At 67.9% G+C, this 13,781-nt stretch carries 15 protein-coding genes and 4 pseudogenes; 12 read left to right on the top strand and 7 right to left on the bottom strand.

Features of this window, described 5'->3' with window-relative positions; all coding sequences use genetic code 11:
• Positions 1-119 precede the first annotated feature (119 nt).
• Positions 120-1,406 (top strand): esterase/beta-lactamase LipL, encoded by a 1,287-nt coding sequence (gene lipL / locus AB8998_RS17825; RefSeq protein WP_369739093.1) that lies wholly within the window; start codon positions 120-122, stop codon positions 1,404-1,406.
• Between the two features lie 120 nt (positions 1,407-1,526).
• Positions 1,527-4,070: an SEC-C metal-binding domain-containing protein gene (locus AB8998_RS17820; RefSeq protein WP_369739092.1), complete on the top strand. Its 2,544-nt coding sequence runs from the start codon at positions 1,527-1,529 to the stop codon at positions 4,068-4,070.
• A 75-nt stretch (positions 4,071-4,145) separates the two neighbouring features.
• Here the strand turns inward: AB8998_RS17820 and AB8998_RS17815 are convergent, their stop codons facing one another.
• The 4 genes and pseudogenes from AB8998_RS17815 to AB8998_RS17800 form a co-directional block, all read right to left on the bottom strand.
• A complete protein-coding gene (locus AB8998_RS17815) occupies positions 4,146-4,448 on the bottom strand; it encodes a toxin (protein WP_369739091.1) in 303 nt (100 codons plus the stop codon).
• On the bottom strand, positions 4,445-4,672 hold the full coding sequence (locus AB8998_RS17810; protein ID WP_369739090.1) for a ribbon-helix-helix protein, CopG family: 228 nt from the start codon (positions 4,670-4,672) through the stop codon (positions 4,445-4,447). The genes AB8998_RS17815 and AB8998_RS17810 overlap by 4 nt, the downstream gene beginning before the upstream one ends.
• A gap of 174 nt (positions 4,673-4,846) precedes the next feature.
• Positions 4,847-5,103: pseudogene (locus AB8998_RS17805) on the bottom strand (Txe/YoeB family addiction module toxin).
• Positions 5,100-5,375, bottom strand: a complete 276-nt coding sequence (locus AB8998_RS17800) for a type II toxin-antitoxin system Phd/YefM family antitoxin (RefSeq protein ID WP_369739089.1) — start codon at positions 5,373-5,375, stop codon at positions 5,100-5,102. Before AB8998_RS17800 ends, AB8998_RS17805 begins: the two are co-directional and overlap by 4 nt.
• A gap of 193 nt (positions 5,376-5,568) precedes the next feature.
• Between AB8998_RS17800 and AB8998_RS17795 the strand changes: the two genes are divergently transcribed.
• Together AB8998_RS17795 and AB8998_RS17790 are read left to right on the top strand one after the other, a co-directional pair.
• Entirely contained in the window at positions 5,569-5,805 is a 237-nt protein-coding gene (locus AB8998_RS17795; RefSeq protein WP_369739088.1) for an antitoxin, read from the top strand.
• The gene (locus AB8998_RS17790; RefSeq protein WP_369739087.1) at positions 5,798-6,145 is read left to right on the top strand and encodes a type II toxin-antitoxin system PemK/MazF family toxin; all 348 of its coding nucleotides are present in this window, start codon (positions 5,798-5,800) and stop codon (positions 6,143-6,145) included. The genes AB8998_RS17795 and AB8998_RS17790 overlap by 8 nt, the downstream gene beginning before the upstream one ends.
• A gap of 448 nt (positions 6,146-6,593) precedes the next feature.
• On the opposite strand, the pseudogene AB8998_RS17785 reads toward AB8998_RS17790, so the two are convergent.
• Positions 6,594-6,782: pseudogene (locus AB8998_RS17785) on the bottom strand (Txe/YoeB family addiction module toxin); the annotation flags it as partial.
• Positions 6,779-6,955, bottom strand: a pseudogene (locus tag AB8998_RS17780) (type II toxin-antitoxin system Phd/YefM family antitoxin); the annotation flags it as partial. The pseudogenes AB8998_RS17780 and AB8998_RS17785, both read right to left, overlap by 4 nt.
• A 58-nt stretch (positions 6,956-7,013) precedes the next feature.
• Between AB8998_RS17780 and AB8998_RS17775 the strand changes: the two are divergent.
• The 7 genes and pseudogenes from AB8998_RS17775 (at position 7,014) to AB8998_RS17745 (ending at position 11,335) form a co-directional block, all read left to right on the top strand.
• Positions 7,014-7,244: a hypothetical protein gene (locus AB8998_RS17775; RefSeq protein WP_369741837.1), complete on the top strand. Its 231-nt coding sequence runs from the start codon at positions 7,014-7,016 to the stop codon at positions 7,242-7,244.
• On the top strand, positions 7,241-7,585 hold the full coding sequence (locus AB8998_RS17770; protein ID WP_369739086.1) for a type II toxin-antitoxin system PemK/MazF family toxin: 345 nt from the start codon (positions 7,241-7,243) through the stop codon (positions 7,583-7,585). The genes AB8998_RS17775 and AB8998_RS17770 overlap by 4 nt, the downstream gene beginning before the upstream one ends.
• Positions 7,586-7,645: 60 nt before the next feature.
• Complete coding sequence (mntA, locus tag AB8998_RS17765; protein WP_369739085.1) at positions 7,646-8,029, top strand: type VII toxin-antitoxin system MntA family adenylyltransferase antitoxin; 384 nt, start codon at positions 7,646-7,648, stop codon at positions 8,027-8,029.
• Entirely contained in the window at positions 8,019-8,444 is a 426-nt protein-coding gene (hepT, locus tag AB8998_RS17760; RefSeq protein WP_369739084.1) for a type VII toxin-antitoxin system HepT family RNase toxin, read from the top strand. Before mntA ends, hepT begins: the two co-directional genes overlap by 11 nt.
• Before the next feature lie 49 nt (positions 8,445-8,493).
• Positions 8,494-8,807: pseudogene (locus AB8998_RS17755) on the top strand (type II toxin-antitoxin system TacA family antitoxin); the annotation flags it as partial.
• A complete protein-coding gene (locus AB8998_RS17750; protein WP_369739083.1) occupies positions 8,804-9,304 on the top strand; it encodes a GNAT family N-acetyltransferase in 501 nt (166 codons plus the stop codon). The pseudogene AB8998_RS17755 and the gene AB8998_RS17750, both read left to right, overlap by 4 nt.
• A 66-nt stretch (positions 9,305-9,370) precedes the next feature.
• Positions 9,371-11,335, top strand: coding sequence for an SEC-C metal-binding domain-containing protein (locus tag AB8998_RS17745; RefSeq protein ID WP_369739082.1), 1,965 nt, complete (start codon positions 9,371-9,373; stop codon positions 11,333-11,335).
• A gap of 54 nt (positions 11,336-11,389) precedes the next feature.
• On the opposite strand, the gene AB8998_RS17740 is transcribed toward AB8998_RS17745, so the two are convergent.
• Positions 11,390-11,602, bottom strand: coding sequence for a dodecin (locus AB8998_RS17740; RefSeq protein ID WP_369739081.1), 213 nt, complete (start codon positions 11,600-11,602; stop codon positions 11,390-11,392).
• A gap of 229 nt (positions 11,603-11,831) precedes the next feature.
• Here AB8998_RS17740 and AB8998_RS17735 point away from each other — a divergent pair, with 229 nt between their 5' ends.
• Positions 11,832-13,724, top strand: coding sequence for a hypothetical protein (locus AB8998_RS17735; protein ID WP_369739080.1), 1,893 nt, complete (start codon positions 11,832-11,834; stop codon positions 13,722-13,724).
• Positions 13,725-13,781: the final 57 nt, after the last annotated feature.

Below are 13,781 nucleotides of genomic sequence, written 5' to 3'. Positions count from 1 at the left end.
ACGTGCGCTCGCACTGCGCTGCCCGCCCGGCGGATCATCTCGGGCGACGCGACTAACGGATAGGTAAATAATCTATATTTCGCTCCGCACCGGTGTGAAATCCACGTAAATTCAAATGTGTGACGGTGGAAACACGAGTCGATCGCCGCGGGGTCTCCCACCCCGATGACCCCGACGCAGGTCATCGCGTGTCCGGCGCGGCGGACTCACATTTCAATTGCGTCGTTCGCAGTTTCGCCAGCATGTTCCCGGCGCGCCGGCTCGGCGGCGGCGCCCTGGCGGTATACCTCGACGGCCAGCCGGTGGTGGACGTATGGACGGGCTGGTCCGACCGGGGCGGGCACACGCCGTGGTCGGCGGACAGCGCCCCGATGGTGTTCTCGGCGACCAAGGGCATGGCGGCCACGGTCATCCACCGCCTCGCCGACCGGGGGCTGATCGACTACGAGGCGCCGGTGGCCGAGTACTGGCCGGCGTTCGGGGCCAACGGCAAGGCGTACCTGACGGTGCGCGACGTGATGCGGCACGCCGCCGGCCTGTCGGGTCTGCGCGGCGCCACCCAGGAAGACCTGCTCGACCACATCGCGATGGAGGAGCGGCTGGCCGCGGCGCCGCCGGGGCGCCTGCTGGGCAAGTCGGCCTATCACGCGCTGACGTTCGGCTGGCTGATGTCGGGGCTGGGCCGGGCGGTGACCGGGAAGGGCATGCGTGCGCTGATCCGCGAGGAGCTCGCCGCGCCGCTGGGCACCGACGGGCTGCACCTGGGCCGGCCGCCGGCCGGAGCGCCGACGCGGGTGGCCGAGATCGTCATGCCGCAGAACATGGTCGGCAATCCGGTGGCGAACTTCGTGCTGCGCAAGGTCGCCAACGAGATGTCCGGCGCATACCGCTCGATGTATTTCCCGGGCATCATCGATGTCGTCAAGGGCGACAACGCGATGCTGGACGCCGAGATGCCCGCGGCCAACGGGGTGGCGACGGCCCGCGGTCTGGCGCGCATGTACGGTGCGATCGCCAACGGCGGCGAGATCGACGGTATCCGGTTCTTGTCCCCGGAGCTCGTCGCCGCCCTGACCGGGCGCAAGAGCCTGTGGCCGGACCGAAACCTCTACGTGCCGTTGGCTTTCCACCTGGGCTACCACAGCCTGCCGATCGGCAACATCATGCCGGGCTTCGGTCACGTCGGGTTGGGCGGTTCGGTCGGCTGGACCAATCCCGCCGACGGGATCGCGTTCGCTCTGGTGCACAACCGGCTCCTGACGCCGCTGGTGATGACCGATCACGCCGCGTTCGTCGGGATCTATGCACTGATGCGCCAGGCCGCCGCCAGGGCCCGCAAGCACGGCTTCGCGCCGGTGCCCGAGTTCGGCGCCCCCTACTCCCAGCCGGGGGCCGCCGTCGGCTGATCCGCGAGCAGCCGCGTGAGGCCGGTACTGGCAGCCCACCTGGGGGTGGGTAGTCTCGTTCCGATGTCCGACGATCTGGTAGCCGCCGCAGTGCGCCAAGCCCTTTCGACGCACGGTGCAATGAGTGAGGACGATCTGCTGGACGTGCTCGAAGCCGACGGCGTCGACCTGGGAATCGACGCCGAGGAAGTGCTCGACGGTGTTCTCCACGAACACACCGAGTTGGTGATGCCGTTGCTCGACGAGAGGTGGGTCTGGCTCCCGAGTTTGCTCGAAGGCAGGATTTTCACCCATCGCCTCAGTGAAACCGAGGCCAGTCACGACATCCTCACCTGGCGGCCCGACTTGACGCCGGTGTCGATCCTGACGGAGATGGCGACCTTTCAGCGGCTCGTCGACGGTTCGCCGCTGAGCGACGTGTTTCCGATGTTGGACAGCGAGGTCCTGGCCGCCCGCGGCGTGTCCCCGCAAGCAGTCGACCCCGCCGGAGCGTTGCTACTGCCGGCCGGACGCCTCGCCGCGCTCGGTGTGGGTGCCGGTGACCTGGTCGGGGTGCGCGTCGGGGCGGACGGGTTCGAGCTGGTCGGGGTCTCGGAGACGGTTTCGTGCAGCGTCGGTGCGGCGCTGTCGGCGATGCTCGACGAGCGGCCCGGCCGGGCCGAGATGCTCGATGTCGCGACGTGGACGGTATGCGCCGATGACGACGGCCTTTTCCGCGAGCCGGCAGCACCGCTGAGCGAGCTGCTCGCCGCGAGCGGGTTGGCTCACGACGGGGATCTGGTCGCACGGGATGACTGCGACTTCGCCGCGGCGCGGCTGGCCGAACGGCTCGAAGTGGTCAAGGCGCGCTACGAACTTGACGACGACGAGGCGCTGGCCGTGCTGGCGGTCGTCAAGCTGCACGAACAGACCCTCGACGTGGTCGCCGTGGCGCGCGCCCACCTCGATGACGCGGGCGGGCCCGACCTCGCCGAGATCGCCGCGCAAGCCGCCCCGGCAGGTGCGCTCGCCGCGCCCGACGGCATCAGCGTGCGCGCCGCTTTGGGGTTGCTGGCCGAGCCGGCCGTGGCCGCCGCCGCGCTGGCGGAGATCGGCGCGGACGACGAGGCCTCGGCGACGGCCTTGGGTGTCTTCGCCGAGTCCGCCGAGCCGCTGGCCCCGCGTGCTGCGCGCCCGGCCTTGCGCTGGATGCAAGCCAAGGCACACGAGACGCTCGGGGATGTCGAAAAGGCCGAGGCGGCGCTGCAGGCCGCCGAGTCGCTGGACCCGTCGTGGCCGTTGACGCTGCGGGACTTGGCGCGCTACGCCGGCGATCGGGGGGACGCCGAGCGGGGGCTCTTGTTGCTGCGTCGCGCGGGGGTAGCCTCCGACGACCATTTGCAGCACGTGCTCGAGAGCTTCCGGCCCGCCCCCCGTGCCGACCTTGGCCGCAATCAGCGGTGTTGGTGCGGTTCGGGGCGTAAATACAAGGTGTGTCACCTCAACCGCGAGCAGTTGCCGCTGGAGGAGCGGGCGGCCTGGCTGTATCAGAAAGCGGCTATCGATCTGTTGGAAGGCCGCTTTGTGGCGCTGCTCCTGGAGGCCGCCTCCGCCCGGTCGCAGCACTGGGACTCGCCCGGTTCGCTCGTCGACGGGCTCCGGGATGCGCTGGTCGCCGACGTGGTGCTGTTCGAGGGAGGGGCGTTTGCCGAGTTCGTCGGTACCCGCGGCTTTCTGTTGCCCGACGACGAGCGGTCGCTGGCCGAGCAGTGGCTGCTCGTGCAGCGGTCGGTGTACGAAGTGCTCGACGTGTCGCGGGGGCAGGGGTTCACGTTGCGCGACGTGCGCACCGGCGACGTGCATGAGGTGCGTGAACGGGCCGGCAGCATGCACGTCCAGGCCGGTGAATTCTATTGCGCCAGAGTTGTTCCCGCGGGGGAGACGATGCAGGTGTTTGGCGGGTTGGAGCCGGTTTCTCTCGGGGAGCGTGACCGGTTGATCGCGCTGCTCGATGAGGAGCCCGATCCGGTCGGCCTCGTCGCGGCGCTGTCGCGGCGATTCGCGCCGCCGGTGCTGCTCAACACCGAGGGGGAGCCGCTGACGATGTGCGATGCGGTGCTGCGCGCCGCCGACCCGGGCGAGCTGGCCCGCGGGCTCGACGGCCTCTACGAACGCGAGGAGGGTCAGTCGGGAGACGCGACGGCGTGGTTCGAGCATGTCGTCACCGACGGCATGCAGCGGATTCGGGCGCACCTGGAGCTCACCGGCGACGAGCTCCGCGTGCACGCCAACAGCGTGGAACGCTTCGATCGGGTTCTGGCCGCTGTGCGCGCGCTCGATTCGCCGGTGAGTGTGCTTAGCGAGACCCGTGAGCCACTCGGCGATCTGCGCGACGTCCAGCGGCTCGCCGGCGACGCTGCAGAGGGTGGGGTGATCGAGGAAGGCGTCGACGCGGCCGCCGATCCGGCACTCGCCGCGGCCCTCGAGGAGATGATCCACACCTATGAGGCGGCCTGGCTCGACGAACCGATCCCTGCCCTGGCTGGTCACACACCCCGGCAGTGCGCCGACGATCCGACCCGGCGCCCGGACCTGATCCGCCTGCTCGACTCGTTCCCCCCGGACACGGGCCGGCCCGGAACCATGAGTCCGGCACGGCTGCGTGCGGCGCTCGGGCTGGATTGATCCGCCGCCGGGCGTGTTGTCCCCGGCCGGGTCGCGTACCCGGTGGCCGCGAGCGCCGACGCGTAAATCGAGCTGTCAGGAAACGAGGGCGATGACGGTTGCGATCGTGTCGGCGAGTAGTGCGCCGCCGACGTTGCCGATCGGTTCGTCGAGGGCCGCACGCGGAAACCACTGAACGAGCTCCGGCAGGACAACCCCTTTGGGTTGCTGCACCGTGACGGTCATAACCATTGTGCCGCTGGGGATTTCACCTGGAATGAAGGGGCAGGTGATGATCCGTCCGGTAGCGGCTGCGAGGTGGATCGCGTTGGACAGCACGACTACGTAGAGTTCCTGGTCGGTGTCGCGGCGTGGCGTGATGTCGCCGGGGGTGATCACAGGCCAGCGGCCCGGTTCGCCCGATAAACCTTCTCTGCGTAGGCGTCGATATCCAGTGTCGGCACGGTGTAGGTGGTGTAGTCCTCAAGCGAGATTCGGAGATGCTCGTTGCGCAGGGCTCGTTCGATCATCTCTGAACGATTCAGCCCAGCCGCCCGGGCGTCCGCATCGGCCGCCGCGAGTACAGCCTGGTCGATCGTCACCGAAACTTTATCCTTCGCCATACCAAACATCCTACAAAAAGTACGACAACTGTCGTACCAGGCTTTGTCCGTGCCCTGGCTTCGGTCTGGGCCGGCTCGGTGGCCGAGGGATTCGACCTAGTCTCGCCTACCGCAGCTGCGCCCTACGCGCAGCCCGGGGTGGCCGTCGGCTGACGGGCTTGCGCCCCTACGGGGTCAGTAGTGGTATCGGGCCACGAGGATCCTGACTTCGTCGTCGACGGCCCGATAGACCAGCCGATGCTCGTCGTCGATGCGGCGGGACCCGTACCCCGACAGCTCGCCTTTGAGGGCTCGGGCTTGCCGATCCCGTTGAATGGATCGCGTTGGATCTCTGCGATCAGGCGGGTGATCCGCCGGGCGGTCTTGCGGTCCGATGCCAGCCAGAAGAGAAAGTCCTGCCAGGCATCGGGGTCGAAGTGGATGCTTCTCACTCCTCGCCGCCGGCCATCTCCCGCAGCTCGTCGACGGATTTGGCGACGGCGGACTGCCCGGCCTTGTCGCGGGCGACCGCTTCCATGAGCCGCCTGGCGTTTTCCGGCGAGCGCAGCAGGTAGACGGTTTCCTGCCACGAGTCGTAGTCGTCGGCGGACATGAGCACCGCATCTCCGCTCTTGGAGGTGATGCGCACCGGCTGGTGGTCGGTGTTGACTTGCTCGAGCAGGGGGAACAGGCGCCGCCTGGCGTCGCTTGCGCTGATGCTCAACGTAAACCTCCCCGGGCGGACCCGGTACAACAGACTCGTACCGTTCCAGTACGGAGACATCGTAGAACGATTGTCGCCTCGCTTGAGGTGGCCAAGGTCGCCAAGGTGGTCGAGGTCGTCATCGTGTTGGCCGGCTTCGATCCCGCCTACACGAATTAGCGCCCGTTTATGGCGACACAAGTAAGCTATGTATATGGCTATACGTACCACAACGATCAGGGTGCCGGTCCAGACTCGTGACCGACTGGCAGCCCAGGCCCGCGAACGAGGCATCTCAATTGCCGCTCTTCTCTCGGAGCTGGCCTTGCGTGCCCAGCGCGAGATCAGCTTCCGCGCCGAACGCGACGCCACGCGCGCCGAGTCGACCGCCGCCGAAGTACGCGAGGAGGACCGCGACTGGGACGACTCCGTCGCTGACGGCCTTGCCTGAACCGCGACGAGGCGACGTTTGGCTGGTGGCACTTGGAGCCGCCCGCGCCAGTGAGCCCGGCAAACACCGCCCGGCCGTCATCGTTTCCGTTGATGAGATACTCGCCGGGGTCGATGACGAACTCGTTGTCGTGGTACCGGTGTCGAGTTCACGCTCATCCACCCCGTTGCGGCCGACCGTCTCACCGGACGAAGGTGTAGACAGCCCGAGTGTCGCTGTCTGCCGCAGCGTGCGCGCTGTCGCCCGTACCCGCCTGCTGGAAAAGTTGGGAACGCTCGCGCCGGTCACGATGCGCGAAGTCGAACGCGCCCTCGCCATGATTTTGGGCGTTGAGGAATGAATCTCGTTGTGTGATCTGCGTGCCGAGAACGGGCCAGCCTGCGGGGCCTATTTCACCGGAGTGAAGGGGCAGGTGATGATCCAGGCGTCCGCATCGGCCGCCGCGAGTACCGCCTGGTCGATCGTCGCCGAAACCTTGTGCTTCGCCGTATCAAGGGCATCCTACTCAAAGTGAGATAACTGTCGTACCACACTTTGGCCGTGCCCTACCTTCGGTCTGGGCCGGCTCGGCGGCGAGGGATTCGATTGGTGGAATCCTGTGGCGGATCGGAACCTGTTCGTACCCTTGGCTTTTCGCCTGGCTTACCGCAGCCTGCCCATCGGCAACATCATGCCGGGCCAAGGCGCGCAAGCACGGCTTCCGGCCGGTGGCCGACTTCGGCACGTGCTACGCGCAGCCGGGAGCCGCTGTCGGCTGACGGGCCTTTTGGCGGCGCCCGTGGGGAGCTCACCAGCCGATGATCGTCGTCGCCGCGGCGGGACCAGTAGCCCGACAGCTCGCCTTTGAGGGGCTCGGGTTTGCCGATCTCGTTGATCTCTGTGATCAAGCGGGTGATCCGCCTGGTGGTCTTGCGGTCCGAGGCCAGCCAGAACAGAAAGTCCTGCCAGGCGTCGGGGTCGACGTGGGTGCTTCTCACTGTTCGCGGCCGGCCATCTCCCGCTGCCGCCGACGGATTTGGTGACGGCGGACTCCCGGCTTGGTCGAGGGCCTCCGCTTCCATCAACCGCCTGGCGTTTTCCGGCGCTCGCAGCAGGTAGACGGTTCCTGCCACGAGTCGTAGTCGTCGGCGGACATGAGCACCGTGGTACCGGGTCCCGCCGTGTTAACAATAATGTTTACACGTCTGTATATTCGCAGGGTGTTGCGCGTGGGTGACGAAACCCGCGAGCGAGTGCTGCGGATCGGCCGTGAAGAGTTCGGCGGCGCGTCGGCCGATGAGACGATCCGTCGCCTGATCGACGAGCACTGGCAGGCGGCCGCCATCGCTGCGGTGCGCAACTACCGCGAGAACGACCCCCGGGGTTGGGCGGACTACGTCGCCGAAGCCGACGAACTGACGGGTGCCGACGCGCCCATCACTGACGAGTGGGCGGAGTGAGGCGCCTGCCACGCATCGAGTCGGGGCAGGTGTGGTTCGTCGACTTCGATCCGGTGCGTGGGCGCGAGCAGGGCAAGGACCGGCCGGCGCTGGTGGTTTCGTCCCGCTTCCACCTGGACTTGACGATGGGGCAGCGGATCTGCGTGCTGCCGCTGACAAGCGTGGAGCGCGTCGGCTGGTTGCACCGGGTCCATGTGGGCTCCGGCGGCGGTTGGGTCATCACCGAGCAGATTCGCACCGTGTCCGTCCAGCGGTTTCGCCGCCACGCCCCCGAGATCCGGCTCTCGGTCGCCGAATTGCACGAAGTCCGGCACGCCTTGGCGCAGATGCTGACCGTCTGACGCGTCGAGCGTTCCCCCGCGCTCACGCAGATTTTCGCCGCGCGGTGCGACAATCGGACGGTGGATCACGTCGACCCCCGGATCGCCGAGGCCGTCGAGGCGCTGCGGCGCCACGGCGCGCATTTTGCGTACCTGCACGGCAGTCGCGCCGCCGGAACCGCGCGCGAAGATTCCGATGTCGACATTGCCGCCTACTTCGACGGAGCGGCGCCGCAGCCTTTCGAGGTCCTCCTGCCCGCCGGCATCGACCTGTTGGTGCTCAACCGTGCCCCCCTGGAGCTTGCCGGCCGGGTCGCGCTGCGCGGGACACTGCTTTTCGAGCGCGATCCCGGCGCTCGTGTGGTGTGGGAGGCCACGACCCGCAAGATCTATCTCGACGAGTTGCCGCGGCTGACCCGGGCCCACCGGGAGTTCGCGGACGCGGTGCTGCGCCGTGGTGGATGAAGTCCGCGTCCTGCGGTTGCTACGTGCCGTCACCGACGACCTCGATCTTTTGTTTCAGGAATCCAAGGCCGATGCAGCGCGGCGTGCCGATCCGCTGTGGTTACGCGGGGTGAAGTACACGTTCGTCACGTCGATCGAAGCGTGTATCGACATCGCCCAGCACATCTGCTCGGCGCAGGGCTGGGGGCCACCGGCGGACAACGGCGATGCCATGAACGTGCTCGGGCGCCACGGGGCCCTCACGGCCGACCTGTCCGACGCCATGCGTAAGGCTGTCGGCTTTCGCAACGTCCTGGTGCACGAGTACGTCGAGGTGTCCGACGCGATCGTGGAGTCCCGGCTGAGCGATCTGCGGGACCTGGATCAGTTCGTCGAACAGGTGACCGCTTTCCTGCGCGACGGCCCGCGCGCCTGAAAGCGTGTCCGGAGCGAGTGGCGTCGAGGCGATTTTCGAGCGGCCCGCGGCGTTGACCTGTGTGCCTATTGGGCACACAATGGGGTAATGGCCACCAAGACGGAACGATTCGCGGTGCGTCTGACCGCCGAACAGGGCGCGCTGATCCGGTGTGCAGCCGAGGTGGAAGGGACCGATCTCACCAATTTCACGGTCACAGCAACGCTGGCGCATGCCCGCAACGTGTTGGCCGATCGCCGCCGGTTCGTGCTCGACGACGCGGCTTGGTCGAAATTTATGGCGGCGCTCGACCGGCCCGTGTCGCACAAGCCACGGCTGAAAGCGCTGCGCGCCGAGGAATCCATCTTCGATGCAGCGGAGTGAGCGGCTACAGCACGCCGCGTCCGATCAGTGAACGCTACGATCTCCTCCCATTTGACTGCGGCGATACCAGCTTGGACCACTACCTGCGTGCCCGAGCTTTGGCCAACCACGTCGAAGGCGCGTCTCGTTGTTATGTGACGTGTCGCGCCGACCGGGTCGTCGGCTTTTACGCGCTGTCGGCGGCGTCGCTGCAGCGCCGTGCGGCGCCCGGACGAGTGCGGCGCAACATACCAGAGCCCGTGCCGGTGATCCTGTTGTCCCGGTTGGCGGTCGATCGTGCGGAACAAGGCAAGGGGCTCGGTGCACATCTGCTGCGGGATGCGATTATTCGCAGCGTGCGCGCGGCCGGCCTGATCGGCGCGCGGGCGATGTTGGTACACGCCATCAGCGATGAGGCCCGCTCGTTCTACGCCCATTTCGACTTCGAGCCGTCGCCCACCGACCGGTTGCACCTGCTGTTGCTCATCAAGGACGCCGACGCGCTGACGCGGGCGTAAGGTGACCGCTTTCCTGCGCGACGGCCCGTCCCTGACGGCGCGCGCCGCGCGGGTAGCGTCGGGGCGATGTTCGACGCGATTGACGCCGCGGTGCGCCAGGTTCTGTCGGCGCGCGGCCCCATGACCGAGGACGACCTGCACGACGCGCTGGTCGCCGACGGCGTCGATCTCGGGCGCGATGCCGAGGCGACGCTCGCGGAGGCCCTCGACGGGAACGCCGATCTGGTCATGCCCCTGGCCGACGGCCGGTGGGCGCTGATTCCGGCGGTGCTCGACGGCAGGGTGTTCACCCACCGCCTGGGTGAGGCCGAGGTCGCCCACGACCTGCTCGAGTGGGGCCCCGACCTGGCGCCGGTGTCGATGCTGACCGAGCTGGACGCCTACCGACGGCTCGCCGACGGCGCACCGGTCGGCGACGCGTTTGCGCTGCTCGACGAGGACGCGGACGCCTTCGCCGCGCGTGGGGTGCCCGCGGCGGCGATCGGCGGCGAGGGGGCCTTGCTGCTGCCGCCCGGGTGCCTGGCCGGCCTTGGCGTCCGCGCGGGCGATCTCGTCGGGTTGCGGGTCACCGCCGACGGTTTCGACCTCACCGTGGTCGTGGGGCCGGCTCCCTCGGCCGGCGGCGCGGCGCTGGCCGCCCTGCTCGAGGAACACCCCGACCGGCCCGAGATGCTCGACAACGCGGTGTGGACGGTGTGCGCCGACGACGAGGGCCTGTTCCGGGAGCCGACCACGCCGCTGAGCGAACTGCTTGCGACGAGCGGGCTGGCCTGCGAGGGCGACTGGATCGCCCGTGCCGGTTTCGATTTCGCCGAGTGGCGACTCAACGCCCGGATCGAGGCGATGAAGGAGCGCTACGAGCTCGACGACGACGAGGCCCTGGCCGTGCTGGCCGTCGTGGGGATCTACGAACAGGTTCTCGACGCGGTCGAGGGCATGCGGAGCGCGGAGACCGCGCCGCCCGCGGATGACGAGGTGGCATTGGATCTCGACCGGGAGATCGCCGCTGCCGCCCTGGAGTCGCTGGCCGAGCCCGCCGTCGCGGCCGCCGCGCTGGACGAGATGGACGTGCACGACGACCAATCCGCCGCCGCGCTGGGTGTTTTCGCCGAGACGGCGGAGCCGCTGGCGCCGCGCGCGGCGCGTCCCGCGCTGCGCTGGATGCGGGCCAAGGCGCTCGAGGCGCTCGGCGGCTGCGAGGAAGCGGAAGCGACGCTGCACGCCGCCGAGTCGCTGGACCCGTCGTGGCCGCTGACCCTGCTGTCGCTGGCCCGCTATGCCGGCGACCGCGGCGACGCCGAGCGTGGCCTGGCGCTGCTGCGCCGCGCGGGGGCGCCCGACGACGACGAATTGGTGCAACTGTTCGCGCGGTTCCGCCCGGCGCCCCGGGCCGGCCTGGGCCGCAACGAACGCTGCTGGTGCGGGTCGGGCCGCAAATACAAGGCGTGCCACCTCAACCGCGAGCAGTTGCCGCTCGAGCAGCGGGCCGCATGGCTGTACCAGAAGGCCACCACCGACCTGCTCGACGGAGCGTTCGGGTCCCTGTTCGTCGACGCCGCCGAGGCCCGGGCGCAGTACGGGGACGACCCCGAGGCGCTCGTCGCCGCGTTCGGCGATCCGCTGGTCTGCGATGCGGTGCTGTTCGAGGGCGGGGCGTTCGCCGAGTTCCTCGACACGCGCGGGTTCCTGTTGCCCGACGACGAGCGCGCGCTGGCCGAGCAGTGGCTGCTCGTGCGGCGTTCGGTGCACGAGGTGCTCGACGTGTCACCCGGTCAGGGTTTCACGTTGCGTGACGTGCGCACCGGTGAGGTGTGCGAGGTGCGCGAGCGCACCGCCAGCGGGCGGGTCAAAGCGGGCGAATACTATTGCGCGCGCGTGGTTCCCGCGGGGGAGACGATGCAGATCTTCGGCGGGATGGAGCCGGTGTCACCGGGCGAGCGTGACGGGCTGATCGCGCTGCTCGACGGTGAGCCTGACCCCGTGGACCTCGTCGTGGCCCTGTCGCGGCGGTTCGCCGCATCGGTGCGGTAGCCGAGGCGGCTCGCGGGTTGGCCGCGACCGCCGCCGACCGCTGCTTGAGCGGCTCTACGAGTCTTCCAGGCGGAAGCCGACTTTCATGGTCACCTGGTAGTGGCCGACGGCCCCGTCATCCAGGTGGCCGCGAATCGACTCCACTTCGAACCAGTCGAGGTTGCGCATCGTCTGCGCCGCTCGTTTCAGGCCGCTGCGGATAGCCGCGTCAACGCCGTCGGGTGAACTTCCGACTATCTCGATCACGCGGTAGGTGTGATTGTTCATCGCTCTACCCTCGCACCGGCCGCGGCGCAGGGAGCGTTCGGGTGCAATCGCCGAGCGGTGAGCCGGTGCCGGGCCGGCGGCGCGGGCCGGTTGTTCGTGGATTGCCGGCCGGTCGATGAAAAGTTTGCGATTCGGGGTCGGCGAGGGGTCGGCCCGCGTTAGGCTCCCGACGACTGCGGTGGGGTTCGCAGTGCTCCGCTGCCGTTTCGCGGGAGAAAAAGGGGGAAAAGTGAGCCGACCCCTCGGGATGCGTCGACGCGGGGTTTCGACGTTGCGGGAGCGCTTATCGGCGCCGGCCGCCCGGGAACGCCAGAGTTCATCGGACCCGGGCTCGACGTTGGCCGCCGCGGGATCTCCTAGCCGGTTTATCCGGTTTATCCAGCTGTTTGGGCTTCCGCGAACGTTCGCCGCGATCGTCGTGCTGTCGGCGCTTGTCGTCGTGCCCACGTTGTGGGTGGGCTTTTACGCGGATGATTACAGTTTGATCGTCGAGATCGAGCATAAGGTGCCGTCCCTTGCACACCGGTCTCCGCTCGACCTCTATCATTTTGCTTCCGACCGCACCGAGGTCGAACGACAGATTCGGGACGGGCCGACTCCGTGGTTCAGCGATCCCGGTTCGACGATGCACTTCTTCCGGCCGCTGACGAGTCTCGTGTTTGCTCTTGACCACAGTCTCTGGGGTTACCACGCGGCGGGCTACCACATCACCTCGGTGCTGCTCTACGTCGGACTTGTTCTGTGTGTGGGCCTCTTTTTCCACATCGCTCTCGGCGTGCGCCGACCAGGCTCGTCGGCAGTGACGGCGACGCTCGCAACTCTGCTCTTTGCCGTCGACCCGCATCATGTGATGCCCGTCGACTGGATCTCGTCCCGCCACTTCGTGGTCGCTGCTATCCCGGCGGTGCTCGGCCTCGCTGCCCACGTGCGATTCGTCCGCGAGGGTTGGGGCCCGGGTCTCTGGCTTGGCCCGATCGGCGTCGTCGCGGCGTTGCTCGGCAGCGAGGCCGGTGTGGGCGCTGTCGTTTACTGGCTGGCTTTTGACGCGTTAGGGCCGGCACCGCCCGAGCGGTCGTCGCCCCGCTCTCGTCTGTTCTCGAGCATGCCGATAGGTGCGATCACCGCGGTTTATCTAGGCATCTATACGTTTTTCGGTTTCGGCTCGCGCGGCGGTGCATATTTCGATCCCACCAAAGAACCACTCGGTTTCTTGCGTGCTGCCGCTCAGCGGGTCCCCATGTTGGTGGGTATCGCGTTATCGGGGATTCCAGAGGCGGCCCAGGCGGTGCCGCCAGTTCTCTTTATCGTGCTTGGATTTGGCGCCGCGCTTATCGCGTTTGCGCTCTATCGGCTCGCGCGGCCCGCCGTCTGCGATGCGGAGCAAGCCGCGCTGCGGTGGTTACTCCCGGGGGCCGTGTTCGCGTTGGTGTTGACAGCTGGCCCGCCCAGCGCGCGGCTGATGCTCTTGCCGAGCATCGCAAGCGCGTTGTTCGTTGCCATCTTGATCTACCGCGGCAGCCAGCAACTGGCCGCCGCACGACCGCAATCGACGCTGAGCGCTGGGCGCTGGTTTCTCGTTGGGGTACACCTCGTCCTTGCCCCAGTGGTGTTCGTGGTCGCCACCACGCAACTTGCCGATGATGCCCGCGGAGAAAGCGATGCCTTCGTTGGAGCCGAGTTCGATCATTCTGCAACACATCACGTGATCGTTCTGGCGGCCCCTGATATGGAAGCGTTCTACGCCGGTACGGTGGCGCAGGCGCTTCAGCCGCAAGCTGTGAGTGGCTGGCACATCTTATCCATCGCCGACAGCGACCATCGCTTCACGCGCACCGGTGTGGCCAGTTTCCGGCTGGACGTTGTCGGCGGCGCACATGGAACCAACGCGTGGGATTCGCTCCGCGACGCTCCTCGGGTTAGTCGCCACGTGGAACTCACCGGTGCTGCGCTGACCGTCCGTACCGTCGAGGGTCGTCTGCCCACATCCCTCGACGTGACGGTCGATGTCCCGCTAGATAGCCCTAGCCTCGCATTCGTGATCTGGCGCAACGGCCGCCTCGTCCGGTTTGTCCCCCCTCCGGTAGGGGTCAGCGTTGAAGTTCCTGGGGGCCACGGAGCTTGACGCAGCTAGTTGGCCAGGGATGTCCTTGACAGGGCTTGCCGCCTTAGTGAGGCGTGG

The sequence above is a fragment of the Mycobacterium sp. HUMS_12744610 genome, assembly GCF_041206865.1.
Classification (GTDB): Bacteria; Actinomycetota; Actinomycetes; order Mycobacteriales; family Mycobacteriaceae; genus Mycobacterium; species Mycobacterium servetii.
The sequence above is the reverse complement of the archived record's forward strand: the minus strand, read 5'-3'. Positions and strand labels throughout refer to the sequence as shown.

Excerpts from the sequence above, each read along its gene's own strand:
- AB8998_RS17820 (WP_369739092.1), top strand. The coding sequence starts at position 1,527 with ATGAGTGAGGACGATCTGCTGGACGTGCTCGAAGCCGACGGCGTCGAC.
- AB8998_RS17810 (WP_369739090.1), bottom strand. The coding sequence starts at position 4,672 with ATGGCGAAGGATAAAGTTTCGGTGACGATCGACCAGGCTGTACTCGCG.
- AB8998_RS17795 (WP_369739088.1), top strand. The coding sequence starts at position 5,569 with ATGGCTATACGTACCACAACGATCAGGGTGCCGGTCCAGACTCGTGAC.
- AB8998_RS17745 (WP_369739082.1), top strand. The coding sequence starts at position 9,371 with ATGTTCGACGCGATTGACGCCGCGGTGCGCCAGGTTCTGTCGGCGCGC.
- AB8998_RS17740 (WP_369739081.1), bottom strand. The coding sequence starts at position 11,602 with ATGAACAATCACACCTACCGCGTGATCGAGATAGTCGGAAGTTCACCC.